Below are 15,753 nucleotides of genomic sequence, written 5' to 3'. Positions count from 1 at the left end.
AACCAACCCGTCTTATTGTATCAGGAGCAGATCACAGGGTGTAATGTCATACGCTCTTCTTGACCTTCACAGAAATTAACGTATTGATATATATGGTTTATTTTAATTTTTATGCCGCAGAAGTTTTCTGACATATGCAGTTACTTTCCATCACACAAGACAATATCGAAGCCTATACCGCTTTTCGTAGGGAAATCGCCAACGAGGAAGCCCGGCGTTATTACGATAGGATGGACCTTGCGACGGCTATTCTCACCCGGGGCGACGATTTGGTTCTGCAAGATGAGAATGGTAAGATGCTGGCATCTGTGATGCTCTCTCGAAATCAGAACCAAGACGGCAGTTGCTACGTCAGGATTTCAATCGACGGTCGCAGCAAGAATCCGAACACACTTGCTAGCTGGTTCCGCTACGTTCTGCGCCATGAAACCGAGACTGTAGTCAAGGTGGATACATGTTTTCACGCTTACAATCCGCCCGAATGCGCGCTGCCGTCAGTAGAAATGGCAGATATGGGTTTTGCCGAAGTTCCCGGAAGCTATCGCTATGAACGCAAACCCGGCCCACCCCAAACTGGTGAATTTCCGTACGCCAGTCGTGCGATCGAACTGGGATATAAGGCGGTTATACTTGATGACGCTACAATCGCGTCCAATCCTGACATCTTTGAGAAACTTACCGAAATTTATAACCACGCCTTTTCCATCCGGGGCAGGGTTGCACCGGCAACCCCAGACGGTGTGCGTAAGAGTTACGAAGCCGACAGCAACACGATGATCATCGCAAAACTCGATGACGAAATCGTCGCCAGCACAACTTTGACCAATTTGGGCGTTTCCGTTCTGGGCCCACAAATCAGTTGTTTACGAAAACATTGGGGAACAGGGGTTTCCGACCTGATCTGCCGTCTTTTCACGCAAATTGTGGCTGATCAATGGAACCTTCCAATCGTCGCATATGCAGAAGCCGGGAATTCAGCATCCTGGAGGGCGCTTGAACGATTTGGGTTGGTTCGGAACAAAGAATATATGATTTGGGAAAAGTTGGTTCCGGCGGGCCAAAGTTTTACGCTTTGAGCAAAGAAAAAGCGGGCTGAAATTCAGCCCGCCTTTTAGTGTTTTATGACCGGAAAGATCAGATCGACTGGTTGATCCAGTCAACAAGTGCGCTTTTCGGAAGTGCGCCGACTTTCATCGCCGCAACTTCACCGCCCTTGAAGATCATCAGGGTCGGAATGCCACGAACACCGTATTTCGCCGGGGTGTTCGGGTTTTCGTCAATATTCACTTTGGCGATCTTGAGCTTGCCGCCCAGTTCACCTGCGATTTCGTCGAGATATGGCGCAATCTGCTTACACGGACCGCACCATTCAGCCCAGAAATCGACCAAAACAGGGTCGTTTGACCCCAGAACGTCGGTGTCAAACGAACCGTCGGAAACTTTAATCGTGGTCATGCTTTCAGATCCTAGTTGTTACGAGGCCGGGGTTTTCCCCGCGAACCTCGATCCGCTTCATGAGGCCAAGGTAGGCAGCACGAACCCAAACGTCAAGCGCATTGGGCGATCAGCGGTCCTGTCACCGTTACCAAGCTATAGCCAGCGCAGAGTCGCAACCATTAGCCAAATGTCAGAATATGGTCGGGAAGTTCGACCATCCACGGCCCGTTTGTCCAAAGGATAAAGCACCGGACATTCTTTTCCGGATACATCTGGGCAAGGGCGGCGCGATAAATCGACATCTGGCGGCGATAGGCTTTTGGTGTTGCGTCAACATCGCGCGGCGGCGGGCGGTTGGTTTTGTAATCGACAATCATGACCTCGTCACCCCGCACCACCAGACGGTCAATCTGCGCAGAAACAACATCCCCACCAACAATACCAACCAATGGCACCTCGGCCCGCGATCCGGGGGCAAATACTGGCGCAAATACCGGGTTATTGAAAATTCCGATGGTTTCATCGGCAATTTCAGCTTGTTGATCCGGTTCAAGCGCATGAACAGGCTGGGCCAAGAACCGTTCTGCCGCGGCACGGCGGGCGGCATCGGGCAAGTCTGGCAGCAGTTCCAAAAGCTTGTGGATCAAAATACCACGCTTAAAGCTTTGCCCCTGATCGCCGCCCAGTGGCGATTGGAAAACCTCGTCCTCTTCGATCATTTTGCTCGGCGCGAGTGGTTTGGGCGGGAAGGATTCTTGTGGGGCAACCGCACGGATCAGGGTCCGCTTGGCTGTTAGATGCCCGGCATCACGTGCTTCTGCCCGGTCAGGTTTTGGCACCTCGGATTGATCGGTTTGCCAAATCCAGCCTTCCCCGTCCCAACCAGATCCGGAATAGGTGCCCAGATCAATCTGGGCGGGCTTGGCATAGCCTTCCATGGCCTGCTGACACAGATTGTACCAGCAATGATCAGGCGCCTTGCGGCGTCCCTGCCAGCCACAAATATAAAGCCGGTCTTCTGCGCGGGTCAGGGCGACATACAACAGGCGATTATATTCTTGATCCCGCTTGATCGCGATGCCATCGCGCAAGCGCGACACCACATCGGTTTCAAGGGCGACACGCGGCAACCAGAACATCAAATTACGGTCTTCCTGCCAAAACAAATTGGGGGCCTGTGTCGGCACCTGCATGGTATCGGGCAAGAACACGATCGGCGCCTGAAGCCCCTTGGCCCCATGCACGGTCATGATGCGGACTTCATCGCGCCCACTTTGTTCAAGATCACGCTTGATCTCGGCATCACCTGCCATCAACCAATGCAAGAATCCCTGCAAGGTCGGGGCGTGGTCTGCCTCATAGCCCATGGCAAGGTTGAGAAACTCGTCAATCGGGTCATTGGCCTCGACCCCCAAACGCCCAACAAGACGCGCACGCACCCCACGGGCATCTTCGCCACGACCGCCCAGCAATTCGCCATACAATTCAAACGGACGTTCGTAATCAACCCGCCCAAGCCATTTGAACAAGAACCCATAGGCACGGGCAAAGATCGATCCATCATCGACCGTCACGGCCTTTTCACGCAGCGCATGCCAAAGGGTTCTTGGCCGGTTATGGGCAATTTCAAACAACTGATCGTCATCAAAGCCAATCAGCGGGCTTTTAAGAACTTCGGCCAGTGTCAGATCATCTTCGGGCATCAGCAAGAACCGACCGAATGCCACCAAATCCATCACCGCCAACTGATCGGTGATCTGCATACGGTCAACACCGGCAACCGGCACATTGCGTTCTTTAAGCGCCTTTACGACCTCATCTACAAAGGCAGTCCGACGGCGAACAAGGATCATGAAATCCCCCGCCCGCACCGGGCGCCCGCGCGATGTCAGAATTTCGCCTTCATCAATGGCATGGCGGATGCGCCCGGCAATCACGCGGGCCAAGCGGATTTCAGGGTCTTCAAGCCGCACAATCCGGGTTGGTGGTGTCCATGGGTCTTCGGGCGCGCGTTCTTGTGGCTCAACCGCGGGCCACAATTCAATTCGCCCAGCTTGCCCGACGCGAAATGGACTATGAAGAACTTCTGCCCCGTCATCGCCGACACCTTGCTTTGCCACAGGTCCGGCAAAGACGCGATCCACGGTGCCAAGAACAGCATCGGTAGACCGAAACGAGATGTTCATCGGCACTTCGCGCCACTGGGCTTCAATATCCTTGGCACGTTCGCGGAAATAACGGCGCATCTCGGCGAATTTTTCGGGATCGGCGCGCTGGAAGCTGTAAATTGATTGCTTCGAATCCCCAACGGCAAAGATGGTGCGCGGCTTATCGGCCTGACGTGCGGCATCTTGGAAAAACTCATCGGCAAGGATGCTAACGACTTTCCATTGTTCGGGGTTGGTATCCTGTGCCTCGTCAATCAGGATGTGATCAAGGCCTTCGTCGAGTTTGAACAAAACCCAGCCTGCCATGTTGCTTTGCAATTCAAGCAATTTCAAACTGGTCAGGATCAAATCATCATAATCAAGCCGGGCATGCATCGCCTTTTTGGTGGCATAACGATCAAGCATCGCATTGCCAATCGTGATCAAGGCACTGGTCGCTCCCGCCATTGCGGCTGCCTTGCGTTGGCGATCAATTTCGATCAGTCGGGCGGCTTCCTCCTCTAAGGCATCCGCCCCCATCGGATGGTTTTCCGCCGCCCCCTTTGTGATCAGCTTGGCGCGTGGTTCGCCCGCAATCGTAAAGAACACACTGCGGTAATCGTTAAAGACAGCAAGCCGTTCTTCGAGTTTGGTTTTTTCCAAAAACTGGGCCAAGGCAGGAACGCGCGCCTGATCGGTTTTGGTGCCCGCTTCAAGGGCGGCAAGACCGCGCATCAATCCATCGCGGTCAAAGGCATCATCTGATAGCGCCTTGGCAAGAATGGTTTCCTCACTCACCCCGACCGGGACACCAAGGGCGGCATAAACCGCATCGCGCATCCGGTTGGCCCCACCAAGATTGGCCAGCATACGTTTAAGGCGGCCGCGTTCACGGGCAAGTTCGCTCATGACCTCGCCAAAGGCCCCTTCGCGGACCTGTCCTGTGACAATTGACAATGCCTTTGCCAAATCGTCATCCCGACCCGTCCGGGCGAAGGCCAGAACTTCTTCTTGCACATCGGCCATGGTTTCAGCCGCTGTTCTGTCATCCATGATTTCAAAATGCGGGGCAAGGCCTGCTTCAAGCGGGAAGCGGCGCAATAATGACTGACAAAATGCGTGGATGGTCTGAATTTTCATCCCGCCGGGCGCATCCAAAACACGGGCAAACAGTTGCCGTGCGCGCATGGTTTCATCCGAACTGGGCGCTGTGCCCGCAAGATTGGTCAGATCGTCATGAAGTTCGCGATCTTCCATCGTCGCCCAACGACCAAGCCGTTCATTGACACGGTTGGCCATTTCGGCTGCTGCGGCCTTGGTAAAGGTCAGACACAAAATCCGGTGGGGTTCGGTTCCTGAAAGCATCAAACGCAAAACACGGTCAGACAGAACCTTGGTCTTGCCTGCCCCAGCCGATGCCGACACCCAGACCGATGCATTCGGGTCTGAGGCATTGCGCTGAAGGATATTGGGATCAGTACCGCGCAATTCGGTCATGAGCTTTCCCCTTCGCCAAGGTCAGATACCGCCTTGATGTTAGCGCTAACATCATCCTCCTCGACATCTTCGCTGCCCATCCATTCGCGCAAACGTGACAGATGGACATAATCGGAATATTTCGGGGCGTGATCGGGGTGCGGAACACTTAAATACGGTGTGGCCGGATCGGCAAAGGCCGCAGCCAATGCGTTCACACCATCCACCGCCTCATGGGCCAATTCGGCAGGCGTTTTTTTCATGCGTTTTGTATTGATCTCGACAATTTCACCGGCCGGATCACCACCGGAAAGCTTCCAGAACGCCATGGATGCCGGTGGCCCGGCGGGGACATCGCCAAACCCGCCTTTTTCGGCAATTGCGGCTTCAAGTGGCAATTGCGGGGCAAAGCCATTTGCCACATCCCCCTGACTGGGCGGGGCGCCGGTTTTATAATCAATGATCGCAATTCCACCATCGCGGAGCGCATCAATGCGGTCGGCACGGGCATAAACCTGAAAACCACTACTGGTATCAAGGGTTCCGGCCTGTTCGGTATAGGATTTTCGCAACGAATCGCGCCGGGTTGCTTCGGTCTGGATGAACCATTTGGCGATCCGTTCAAACCGCGGCCACCAAAACGCCCAAAGCCCCGGTCGTGCCGCCATTGGTTTAAAAACCTCGCGGCCAATGATCAGCAATTCCTGTTCGCCATCTGGCGGCAAATGGTCGGGATAACGCGCGATAAACTGATCAAGTGCATCATGGATCAGATTGCCGTAATCGGCCGCACCCGGGTCTTCATCAACGCCATCAAGTTTGCGCAAACCCAGAATATGGCGGGCGTAAATCGCATAAGGATCACGCATCCATGTTTCGATTTGGGTCACCGACAATCGTTGCGGGCGGGCAGATACGGGGGGCTTGGGGGCAGGACGGCCAATTTTACGGCGCATATCTTCGGCGGGATCATCCAATGTTTCGGCCAAAGCCCGCCAATCGGCGGCCTCTGGCGTTTCCATCGCAACCCCTGATTTGCGCAGAATGTTTTCAATCCGTAACAACCAGCGTGACGGCACGGTTGGCGTGCCTTCAATACGCAAAGCACGGGTCATCACCACATTGGGCGCACAAAATAGCTGCTGAAAATCGTGGGCCGACTGACCCACCCGATGTTCCGGGGCTGGCAGACCAAAATTGCGCCGCATCGGGCGGCTCATCCATGGATCGGCACCGGCTTCGGGCGGCCAGACACCTTCGTTCAAGCCCCCCAAAATCGTCAAATCGGCTTGTTGCATCTGGGCTTCGACCGTACCCCAGATGAACAAACGCGGGTGTTTGCCATAACGCGGGCGCACTGCGCGGTCTGCCATCAATGCATCCAAAAACGCGCCATAGCGATTGCCCGGCATGGCAACAAATTCACCCAGCGCATTCAGCAATTCATGCACAAAATCGGCCAACGCTTCGCCTGCTTCGCCGCGCCACAGGCGGTCTGCCCCAGATTGGGTGTCGCTTGCTGCCAATGCCTCGGCCGCGGTGATGTGACTGCGAAGTGCGCCGACCGGCGAAAGCGTTTTTTCGGCATTCAGGTCGGTAAGCGGCGCCAAACAGGCCTCAAATCGGGCGACAAGATCGGTCATGCGGGCATGATCGTCGCGTATGCGTTCAATCCGCGCATGCGCATGTTCCGAACTGCTGTCTTTTAACCGTTCGATAAATTCATCCCGCCAGCCATCAAGGGCGGTTTGCAACCCATCTAACCCCGGCCCCGGACGCGCACCGCGCAAAACATGTTGTTCAAGCAAACGGGTCAGCACACGGAAGGTTTCCGGCGGTAATCCCGCCGCCGATAGCGGATGTTTTAACAATTCAAGCAACGGAACGGGTGCAAATTGTTCTTGCACCGCGCGCACGACCAAACGCAGATAAATTGCTGGTGCCGTGTCATGAAGCGGGATACCCGCCGAATCATCAATTTCAACTTCCCAGCGGCGCAGTTCAGTTGCAACACGGCGTGCCAAACCACGATCTGGTGTCACCAGCGCACAGGTCATGCCTGGATTTTCAAGGGATTCACGCATCATCACGGCAATGGTGGTGGCTTCTTCACGCGCGCCAGAACAATCAATGCGCAACACCCCGTCCAAAACATCGGGGACAAAGCCCGTGATATGGCGCCAATGATGGGTGGTTTTGGCCGGGCGCAGGGCTTCGCGGGCCAAACGACGGCGTTCTATCGTGGCGTCGCTGTCCTGTTCTAAGGCAGGCCACAGCAGAACGCTATCGGCATGGCGGCCAATATGGGCCAATGTCCTGCCCAGCAAATGCTGTGGATGGGTGGCATCGTCTTGGATCGCAGACCAGTCTTCGTGATTTAACCCGGTCATCAGTCCGGGTAGAACCACGCGGCCTTTTGGCATGGCAAGGACGGCCTTCATCAAATCGCGCAAGGCCGGAAATGGCCCGGTGGACCCAACAATCAAAACAGGGGTTTGCGGCGTATTTTCCTGCCACAGATCAATCTGTGCTTTGATCAGGGCGTTACGGCGGAGTGCCCGGTCACTGACATCCTGCGTTGCCAGAATACCCGGCCAATGCACGGTCAGGATTTGCAAAAACTCTAACGTCAGTTGCCAATGTTCGGCGAATTCTTCGGGGACCAGACCTTTGAGATCATCAAAGACGCAATTTTCCGTTTGTACCTGATCAAGAAACCGGGCGAGTTCGCCTGCCAGACGGGCAGCTTGGTCCGCACTTGGCTTTTCGCCGCGATGATCGGGCCGGTTCATGATCAGGCGGGTGAGCAACAATTTTCGCTGCAAATCGGGGATGGCCGGTGGCAGATCAAGGGCGGCCTGTTGCCCGCCTGCGCCATAGATTGCCAATTCATCTTCATCCGCCTCCCCCAAGGGGCGAATGGTTGGCAGCAAGGTCACCGCCCCACCCGATTGGCGCAAGAAGGCATCCCGCATCACCTTGGCGGATCGGCGGTTAGGCACCATTAAAACGTAATCGGGCAGTTCAACCGGCTGATCGGCGGTTTCAGCGATCAGTTGCTTGGCGATCAGATCGGCAAAGGCTTCGCCCGGTGGAATGAAAAACAGGTTTTCCGGGTTTGCTGGAATGCCTGCAAACGGATCATCATTAGGATCGACTGCGTCCATGTAATCAAACAGGTCCGCCATCAACTTCCCCCGGATACGGCTTGTTTCGCCCGTTCAATCGCCAAGGCATCTGCGATCACGGGTTCAGATTCGATCAGTGCTTCTGGCGTGCCAATATGGAAATGCCCGCCATCATGAACCAAACCATAGCACCGCCCCGCCGCCAGCGCCTTGTCATAAACAACATTCAACGAAAAGGCGCCATCTGGTGTGTTTTCAAACAGTCGCGGCGACAAGATTTGAACCCCGGTAAAGAAATATGGCGCCGATGGCACATCTCCGCGCCGTTTCAATCGCCCATCCACCTGCCAGAAAAAATCACCCGCCCCGTCATAACCATACCCATCCGACACCGGATAAATCGCAAGCAACGCATCCATATGATCGGGATCAAAGCCGTTTATCAGACGATCAAACAGCGGATCAGTTCCTTCGGTCCAGAACACATCGGCATTGGCAATCAGAATGGCTTCTTGGTCAAGCATCGAAAGGGCGTTTTTAACCCCACCGCCGGTTTCCAGAATGTCTTGTTCCGGTGAAGTCAGCACTTTGGGAGCAGTGCGTTCTGCAACATGATCGACAATCATCTGCCCCAGATAGTGGCTATTGACCACTGCCTGATCAAACCCGGCCAAGGCCATTTTATCAAGCACATGATCCAGCATTGGTTTTCCGGCAACCGGCACCAACGGTTTTGGCATTTTATCGGTAATCGGACGCATGCGTTTGCCAAAACCAGCCGCCAAAACCATCGCCTGTGCGGTGTTTGCCGTGCGGGTCATTGATCTGCCTCTTTGCCCATGTTGGGTGTCATAGTGTTGACGGTGGTATTGGTAGCATTGGTGGGTTTTTGCATGTTCGGCGCGTGACGGACATCTGGCGGGATGTGGGTATCTACCCAGTTTTGCAAGTCGGGCAAGTTGGTCGCTGCCCCGCGCAAGATCAGATCCCAGCAGCGCGGAATAAAATCGAAATACCGCTGTTTTCCAGCCTTAACCGCAAGCCAGCCAAACCGACCAAGAATACGGAAATTGCGCACCATGGAGGTCGCGATATAGGATGTTTCGAAATCAGAATGATTGATATTTGGAAAGGCGGCGAGATAAAACTGTTTCATCCGGTCTTCAAGATCAGTGCCAATATCATGACGCACATCACGCAACAATGACGCCAGATCATAAGGCCGGGTGGCAATGGCAGCGTCTTGGAAATCAATGATCCCGCAATCATCGCCCCCATCGCCATTTTCAACCAGCATCAAATTATCGACATGATAATCACGGTGAATGATTACATCCCCTGCCTGCCAACACAGCGGCAACACATCATCAAGCAATTGATCAAACGCAGCGATCGCCGCCGTTCGCTTGACGTCATCGGCAATGATCAAGGGCAGATAGTCGCTCTTGAAACTGGCCAACATCCGACGCAGGTTTTCTGGTGCATAGCGGACAAGCCCGCATTCTGCCATGCCACCAGCATCGCAAAACCGATGCAAGGTAACCAGTTGTTCGACCGCACGTAAATATAATGCGTCTTGTCCCACACCATTCAAAACACCCCCTGCCTGCAAGGCGCGGGTAAAGGTCAGATCGCCAAAGTCCTCGATCAACACAAGACCGCGTTTTTCATCCGATGCCTGAATTACCGGTACGCGCCATCCTGCCCGTTCAAACAAAGAAGTTGTACGAAGGACCGGTGCCACAGATGCCGTGCGTTCGGGATCATCATAAATGCCATGCGGATCGACATGAATGGCCTCAGGCGGGAAATCCATCAGAAGGGCTGTGTCATGGCGGCGTTCAAGCCGGAAATACTTCCGGGCAGATGCATCATCCACCAACGGGGAAACTTGCGCATTTTGCCAGCCGCATGACGCCAGAAAATCCTGACGTTCAAAATTGCGGTGTTGCTGATCGGGGTTTGGGTTGGTCATTTGCCATCCTCAGACAGCGCATCAACCCGTTTTGACCAGTCATCACCATGCGGATCAAGCTTAAACACCCGCCCATCAACAGTTGGTCCGGGTTCGATATGAATATCAAGCCGGTTTTCCGGGGTCAGGTATTCCAGCCGATCAGGCCATTCAATCAGGCTAACAGCATCGACAAAGGCATCTTCGATATCCAGTTCGTGGACTTCTTCGGGGTCTGAAAGCCGATAAAGATCAAAGTGCCATACTGGCAGCGGATCAAGTTCGTAAATCTGGACCAGTGTGAATGTCGGACTTGGAACTTCTTCATGCGGGTTCTTGGCCATTGCGCGAATAAATGCGCGGCAAAAGGCACTTTTGCCCATGCCAAGAGTGCCATGCATCAAGATAACATCACCCGGCTTGGCCATGGCCGCAAGGTCACTTGCAAGGGCCTCGGTCCCGTTTTGATCACTGACAGTAATTGTCTTGCTCATAATGTCCGTTTATCGGTTGGCGACCAGGGTCTGAGACCCTAGATGTCTTTGATGACCTCTTTTGTAGGGTGTGAGACCCTTTGTTCGCAATGATTTTACGTCACCGTGATTTTGAACACAGCAAAACGGACCAAACACAGCTTATTTGCCCGGTTTACATTGCGATAAATGGCCCTAAATGCTATTTCGCCCATGTTAGTTTTCCCGCACATCGACGGGCCCACGGTTAGACCAAGCCCAAATTCAATGTTATTTGGATGGAATAAATATGTCAGACGCATCAAACAGCACAGATATTGCCATTATTGGCGCAGGCCCGGTCGGGCTTTTTGCGGTTTTCGAAGCCGGTATGCTGGGGCTTAAATCCCACGTGGTTGATGCGCTTGGCATGGTCGGCGGCCAGTGCAGCGCGCTTTATCCGGAAAAGCCGATTTTTGACATCCCGGCCCACCCGCAGATCGCAGGCCAGGACCTGATTGATCAGCTGGCCAAGCAGGCTGAACCGTTTGAGCCGACCTATCACCTTGGTCAGCAAGTGACCAAGCTTGAAAAGCGCGATGATGGTCGCTTTACCCTGATCACCAATACCGGCACCGTGATTGATGCCGGTGCAGTTGTCATTGCCGCTGGTTGTGGGGCGTTTGGCCCGAACAAACCCCCGATGGACGGCCTTGAAGATTACGAAGGTTCCGGCGGGGTTCAGTATTACGTCAAACGCCGGGCTGATTTCGCAGGCAAGAAAGTCGTGATTGCCGGTGGCGGTGATTCGGCGGTGGATTGGGCATTGTCGCTGCATGATGTTGCGGAAAAGGTCATGGTTGTGCACCGTCGCCCTAAATTCCGCGCAGCACCCGATAGCAGTGCGAAACTTCAGGCCTTGGCCGAAGCCGGCAAGATCGAAATGGTCATCCCCTATCAGCTTAAGGGTCTTAAGGGCGAAAACGGCATACTAAGCCACGTTGTCGTTGCGACCCTCAAGGGCGAAGAGCTTGAACTTGAAGCCGATCATCTTCTGCCGTTCTTTGGGCTTGCCATGGAATTGGGCCCGATTGCCGATTGGGGCCTTAATCTTGATAAAAACCATATCGGGGTTACGCAGGCGACCATGCAAACATCAGTTCCGGGCATCTTTGCGATTGGCGATATCGCAAACTACGAACATAAATTGAAACTGATCCTGTCGGGCTTTGCCGAAGGGGCGAGCGCCATTCACGCGGCACGTTCCTATCTGTTCCCCGATAAGGAATTCCATTTCGAATATTCGACCACCACGGGTGTTCCGAACGAATAATCACATTCCAGAAATTTGGGGAAGCGCACCATGACCGCAAATCAAATGCTACATTCCGGTGGATGTCTTTGTGGCGCGGTGCGCTTTTCTGCTTCTGGCGACCCGATTGGCGGCAATCATTGCCATTGTGCCATGTGTCGCAAGGATAGTGGTTCGGGTGTTTCGACCTTTGTTACCTTCCCGTCCGATGCGGTTACATGGAACGGCACGCCGAGCGATTATGAAAGCAGCCCGAACCGGTTTCGCGGATTTTGCCCGAAATGCGGGTCCAGCTTGACATGGCGCGATCGTGGCTCGGCCGAGAGCATTGATTTGCGTCTTGGCAGCTTTGACGACCCGACACCGTTCAAAGCCACCAAACATCTTTGGATGAGCACGGCCCTTCCCGGCTTTGTCGAACTTGATCCTGATATCGACCATTTCGATCAGCGCAGCTAAAGACCCCCTGCGTTAAATCTGACGTATTTCAAAGCCATGTGGAACAACAAGCCTTACTTCTGGCTCTTGGTTCGCATTCATGTCAGGCTGTAAAATTCGACTGCAGATAGAATTCTGCATGTAACGCAACCAAGGGGACTTTTATGAGCGACGAAAATCCAGAAACACAAAAGAACCCAAGCAAGATTACCAACATGCACAAACTGATCCTTTTCGGGTCTGGCACCTTGCTCCTTGGAACTTTGCTTTTGCTGGTGACGTTTCAGGCCGCACTTGAAATGATGATGCATGGCCAGTCTGCGGGCAGCTTTGTGGTTGTCATTGGCACCGCTGTTGCCATCGGCCTTCTTGTTGCCGGTTCGACCATTATCTCGAAATGGGTCTCGCACAAAGTTCAGATGATTTTGCAGGAATAACCAAGGGCAATGCAGTGCGATCCGATGGTTGGATCAGATCGCACCAACCTTCAGAAGGTCGATCAACACATCGGCAATCATTCCGTGATCTTCATGTGATGCAAGGCCAGATACCGTAATCGCGCCGATTACACCTACACCGACAACCCGGATCGGGAAACTGCCACCGTGATCGGCATAGTCGGCAAAATCAATCCCGTGATCGGCAAGCGTCTTGCCGTTGGCCTTCAATCCCAGACCAAACCGCATTGAACTTTCATGTTCACGTAAAGTCAGATTGCTTTTGCGCCGCGCCCACGCATCATTCGCCGGTTTGGCACCGGGCAGGGCTGCATGAAACAAGGTTCTGTCGGACGTTCGGATATTGATGACCACCGGGGCAGACTGGGCCGTTGCAACAGCCACCAATTTCGATCCGACTGCCCACGCGGTGGTTTCATCAAAGCGATCAAAAACCAGCGTCTGTTCTTGTTTGGCAAGCAGTTCTAGGTCCATTGCGTGGCTCCTGTGTCGAATGATTTGGCTGCCTCATCCATAGCGCAGCGTCGGGCATTCTGAAAGTATGAAAGAAAAAGGCTGTATCCTGAACGGGATACAGCCTTTGTTTCGGAAGCGTAATTTCAATTGGTTACTTATCGTCGCTCATTTTCAGGGCGTTGATAAAGGCCGATTGTGGAATTTCGACCTTACCGAATTGACGCATCTTTTTCTTACCGGCCTTCTGTTTGTCCAGAAGTTTGCGTTTACGCGACACGTCGCCGCCATAACATTTGGCGGTAACGTCTTTGCGCATGGCAGAGACGGTTTCACGGGCAATCACCTTGCCACCGATGGCGGCCTGAATGGCAACCTTGAACATCTGGCGCGGAATCAGGTCTTTGAGACGTTTGCAAATCTCGCGGCCACGATGTTCGGCAGCGGAACGGTGAACCATCAATGCCAATGCATCGACCGGCTCTTCGTTCACAAGGATGGATACTTTGACCAGATCACTTTCGTCATAGCCACCCAGTTCGTAATCGAAGCTGGCATAGCCGCGCGAAATGGATTTCAGACGGTCATAGAAATCAAACACCACTTCGTTCAGTGGCAATTTGTAAACCGCCATTGCCCGGTTCCCGACATAGGTCAGGTCCTGCTGAACGCCACGACGTTCGGTGCAAAGGGTCAGGATGCCGCCAAGATATTCATCCGGCACCATGATGGATGCTTTGATCCATGGTTCTTCGATTTTAGTAATCTTGGTGACATCAGGGAAATCTGCCGGGTTATGCAGCAGAATTTCTTCGCCCTTGCTCATCGTGATCTTATAGGACACCGAAGGTGCGGTCGTGATCAGGTCAAGTTCGAACTCGCGTTCGAGACGTTCCTGAATGATCTCAAGATGCAGCAACCCAAGGAAACCACAGCGGAAACCAAGACCAAGTGCGGTCGAGTTTTCCGGTTCGAACTGAAACGATGCATCGTTGAGATGAAGCTTTTCAAGCGCATCCCGCAGGGTTTCATATTCGCTGGTATCAACCGGGAAGATGCCACAGAACACCACCGGAATAGACGGCTTAAAGCCGGCCAGCGGTTTGGCGCATTGGCGTTTTTCTTCGGTAATCGTGTCACCGACTTCACATTCAGCCACGGTTTTCATACCGCAATTGATAAAGCCGACTTCACCCGGACCAAGTTGATCAAGTGCAAGCGGCTTTGGTGTGAAGACCCCGACGCGATCAATGGTGTGGGTGACCTTGGCATTCATGAAGCGGACCTTCTGGCCCTTTTTAAGCGTGCCTTCTTTGACACGCACCAAAATCATCACGCCAAGATACGAATCATACCAGCTATCAACCAGAAGAACTTCAAGCGGTGCGGTTGCATCGCCGGTCGGTGCTGGAAGACGGGTCACCAGTGCTTCAAGCACATCAGGAACACCAAGACCGGTCTTGGCCGAAATCATCACGGCGTCACTGGCATCAATGCCAATAACTTCTTCGATCTGTTCTTTGACACGATCAGGTTCCGCAGCAGGAAGATCGACTTTATTGAGAACCGGCACGATTTCGTGGTTGTTTTCAATCGCCTGATAAACGTTGGCAAGGGTCTGTGCTTCGACACCCTGTGCAGCATCAACCACCAGAAGCGATCCTTCGCACGCCGCAAGGGAACGTGAAACTTCATAGGCGAAGTCAACGTGGCCGGGCGTATCCATCAGGTTGAGCGTGTATTCGATTCCATCCTTGGCCGTGTATTTCAAACGCACGGCCTGTGATTTAATGGTGATGCCACGTTCACGTTCGATATCCATCGAATCAAGAACCTGTTCGGCCATTTCACGTTCGGTCAGACCGCCGGTCAACTGGATCAGGCGATCCGCCAGGGTCGATTTTCCGTGGTCGATATGCGCGATGATCGAAAAATTACGAATATGTTTAAGGTCAGTCATTTTGGCTGCTTCTGGCACTAAAATTGGCTGGCATTTCGCCGCGTGGCACATTTGTTTCGAAACGATGTGATTGCCATTATCTGGCCGATATTCAACCTGCAAGCCGCACGGTTTCTTTCTGCGCTCCGTCCCGGTCAGCGTACCTTAAGTTGGTCGCGACGCTGGGTTGGATCACATCCGTTTATCGGACTGGCATAACCAGGAAAACCCGTCTTGCATGATCATCATATCGCTGGGAAAATCGGATATCCAATTGCCCGGATCAATCACCAGCCGGTTTATAGGGGTTTTTGCCCGCAATTAGAAGCGTTGTGTTGCGTTCAATCACCAACGAATTCACATGCCAGACACGCAACCCCACAGACCAAATCCCCCACACAGGCACAAGACAGGCAACATCACCTGCCAAATAGGCGGCGTTAAAGGCTTTTTCTGAACTAGCGCGCGTGAATTCATCCGTTTGTCTCCTTTTCAACCGGATCAAAAGAACATAAGTTTTATGTGAGAAAATGATAAACAATCCTGACGGGGCTCCTTT

13 protein-coding genes are annotated in these 15,753 nt (G+C 53.4%); 4 read left to right on the top strand and 9 right to left on the bottom strand.

All coding sequences use genetic code 11. The features are described from left to right. The first annotated feature begins 134 nt into the window (after positions 1-134). Complete coding sequence (locus tag ACQ0MK_RS18745; RefSeq protein ID WP_430473897.1) at positions 135-1,076, top strand: GNAT family N-acetyltransferase; 942 nt, start codon at positions 135-137, stop codon at positions 1,074-1,076. Between the two features lie 58 nt (positions 1,077-1,134). Here the strand turns inward: ACQ0MK_RS18745 and trxA are convergent, their stop codons facing one another. From trxA to tsaE, 6 genes are all read right to left on the bottom strand, one after another. Next, positions 1,135-1,455, bottom strand: a complete 321-nt coding sequence (gene trxA / locus ACQ0MK_RS18740) for a thioredoxin TrxA (protein ID WP_008888557.1) — start codon at positions 1,453-1,455, stop codon at positions 1,135-1,137. A 161-nt stretch (positions 1,456-1,616) separates the two neighbouring features. After that, complete coding sequence (gene addA, locus ACQ0MK_RS18735; protein WP_430473896.1) at positions 1,617-5,081, bottom strand: double-strand break repair helicase AddA; 3,465 nt, start codon at positions 5,079-5,081, stop codon at positions 1,617-1,619. Further along, on the bottom strand, positions 5,078-8,248 hold the full coding sequence (gene addB / locus ACQ0MK_RS18730; protein WP_430473895.1) for a double-strand break repair protein AddB: 3,171 nt from the start codon (positions 8,246-8,248) through the stop codon (positions 5,078-5,080). The genes addA and addB overlap by 4 nt, the downstream gene beginning before the upstream one ends. Next, positions 8,248-9,009, bottom strand: coding sequence for a nucleotidyltransferase family protein (locus ACQ0MK_RS18725; RefSeq protein WP_430473894.1), 762 nt, complete (start codon positions 9,007-9,009; stop codon positions 8,248-8,250). The genes addB and ACQ0MK_RS18725 overlap by 1 nt, the downstream gene beginning before the upstream one ends. Continuing rightward, positions 9,006-10,163: an aminoglycoside phosphotransferase family protein gene (locus tag ACQ0MK_RS18720; protein WP_430473893.1), complete on the bottom strand. Its 1,158-nt coding sequence runs from the start codon at positions 10,161-10,163 to the stop codon at positions 9,006-9,008. Before ACQ0MK_RS18720 ends, ACQ0MK_RS18725 begins: the two co-directional genes overlap by 4 nt. Further along, positions 10,160-10,636, bottom strand: a complete 477-nt coding sequence (gene tsaE / locus ACQ0MK_RS18715; protein ID WP_430473892.1) for a tRNA (adenosine(37)-N6)-threonylcarbamoyltransferase complex ATPase subunit type 1 TsaE — start codon at positions 10,634-10,636, stop codon at positions 10,160-10,162. Before tsaE ends, ACQ0MK_RS18720 begins: the two co-directional genes overlap by 4 nt. Positions 10,637-10,904: 268 nt before the next feature. On the opposite strand from tsaE, the gene ACQ0MK_RS18710 reads away from it, so the two are divergent. The 3 genes from ACQ0MK_RS18710 (at position 10,905) to ACQ0MK_RS18700 (ending at position 12,781) form a co-directional block, all read left to right on the top strand. After that, complete coding sequence (locus tag ACQ0MK_RS18710; protein WP_430473891.1) at positions 10,905-11,927, top strand: NAD(P)/FAD-dependent oxidoreductase; 1,023 nt, start codon at positions 10,905-10,907, stop codon at positions 11,925-11,927. A gap of 30 nt (positions 11,928-11,957) precedes the next feature. Next, the gene (locus tag ACQ0MK_RS18705) at positions 11,958-12,365 is read left to right on the top strand and encodes a GFA family protein (protein WP_430473890.1); all 408 of its coding nucleotides are present in this window, start codon (positions 11,958-11,960) and stop codon (positions 12,363-12,365) included. A 143-nt stretch (positions 12,366-12,508) separates the two neighbouring features. Then, positions 12,509-12,781 (top strand): hypothetical protein, encoded by a 273-nt coding sequence (locus tag ACQ0MK_RS18700; RefSeq protein WP_430473889.1) that lies wholly within the window; start codon positions 12,509-12,511, stop codon positions 12,779-12,781. 33 nt (positions 12,782-12,814) lie between these two features. Here ACQ0MK_RS18700 and ACQ0MK_RS18695 read toward each other — a convergent pair whose 3' ends face one another. The 3 genes from ACQ0MK_RS18695 to ACQ0MK_RS18685 form a co-directional block, all read right to left on the bottom strand. Beyond that, positions 12,815-13,276, bottom strand: coding sequence for a heme-degrading domain-containing protein (locus tag ACQ0MK_RS18695; protein ID WP_430473888.1), 462 nt, complete (start codon positions 13,274-13,276; stop codon positions 12,815-12,817). 133 nt (positions 13,277-13,409) lie between these two features. Continuing rightward, positions 13,410-15,215 (bottom strand): translation elongation factor 4, encoded by a 1,806-nt coding sequence (gene lepA, locus ACQ0MK_RS18690; RefSeq protein WP_430473887.1) that lies wholly within the window; start codon positions 15,213-15,215, stop codon positions 13,410-13,412. Between the two features lie 262 nt (positions 15,216-15,477). Continuing rightward, positions 15,478-15,735: a hypothetical protein gene (locus ACQ0MK_RS18685; RefSeq protein ID WP_430473886.1), complete on the bottom strand. Its 258-nt coding sequence runs from the start codon at positions 15,733-15,735 to the stop codon at positions 15,478-15,480. Positions 15,736-15,753: the final 18 nt, after the last annotated feature.

The organism is Thalassospira lucentensis, from assembly GCF_050516545.1.
GTDB classification, from domain to species: Bacteria; Pseudomonadota; Alphaproteobacteria; order Rhodospirillales; family Thalassospiraceae; genus Thalassospira; species Thalassospira lucentensis_C.
This window is presented reverse-complemented; position numbering and strand designations above follow the sequence as displayed.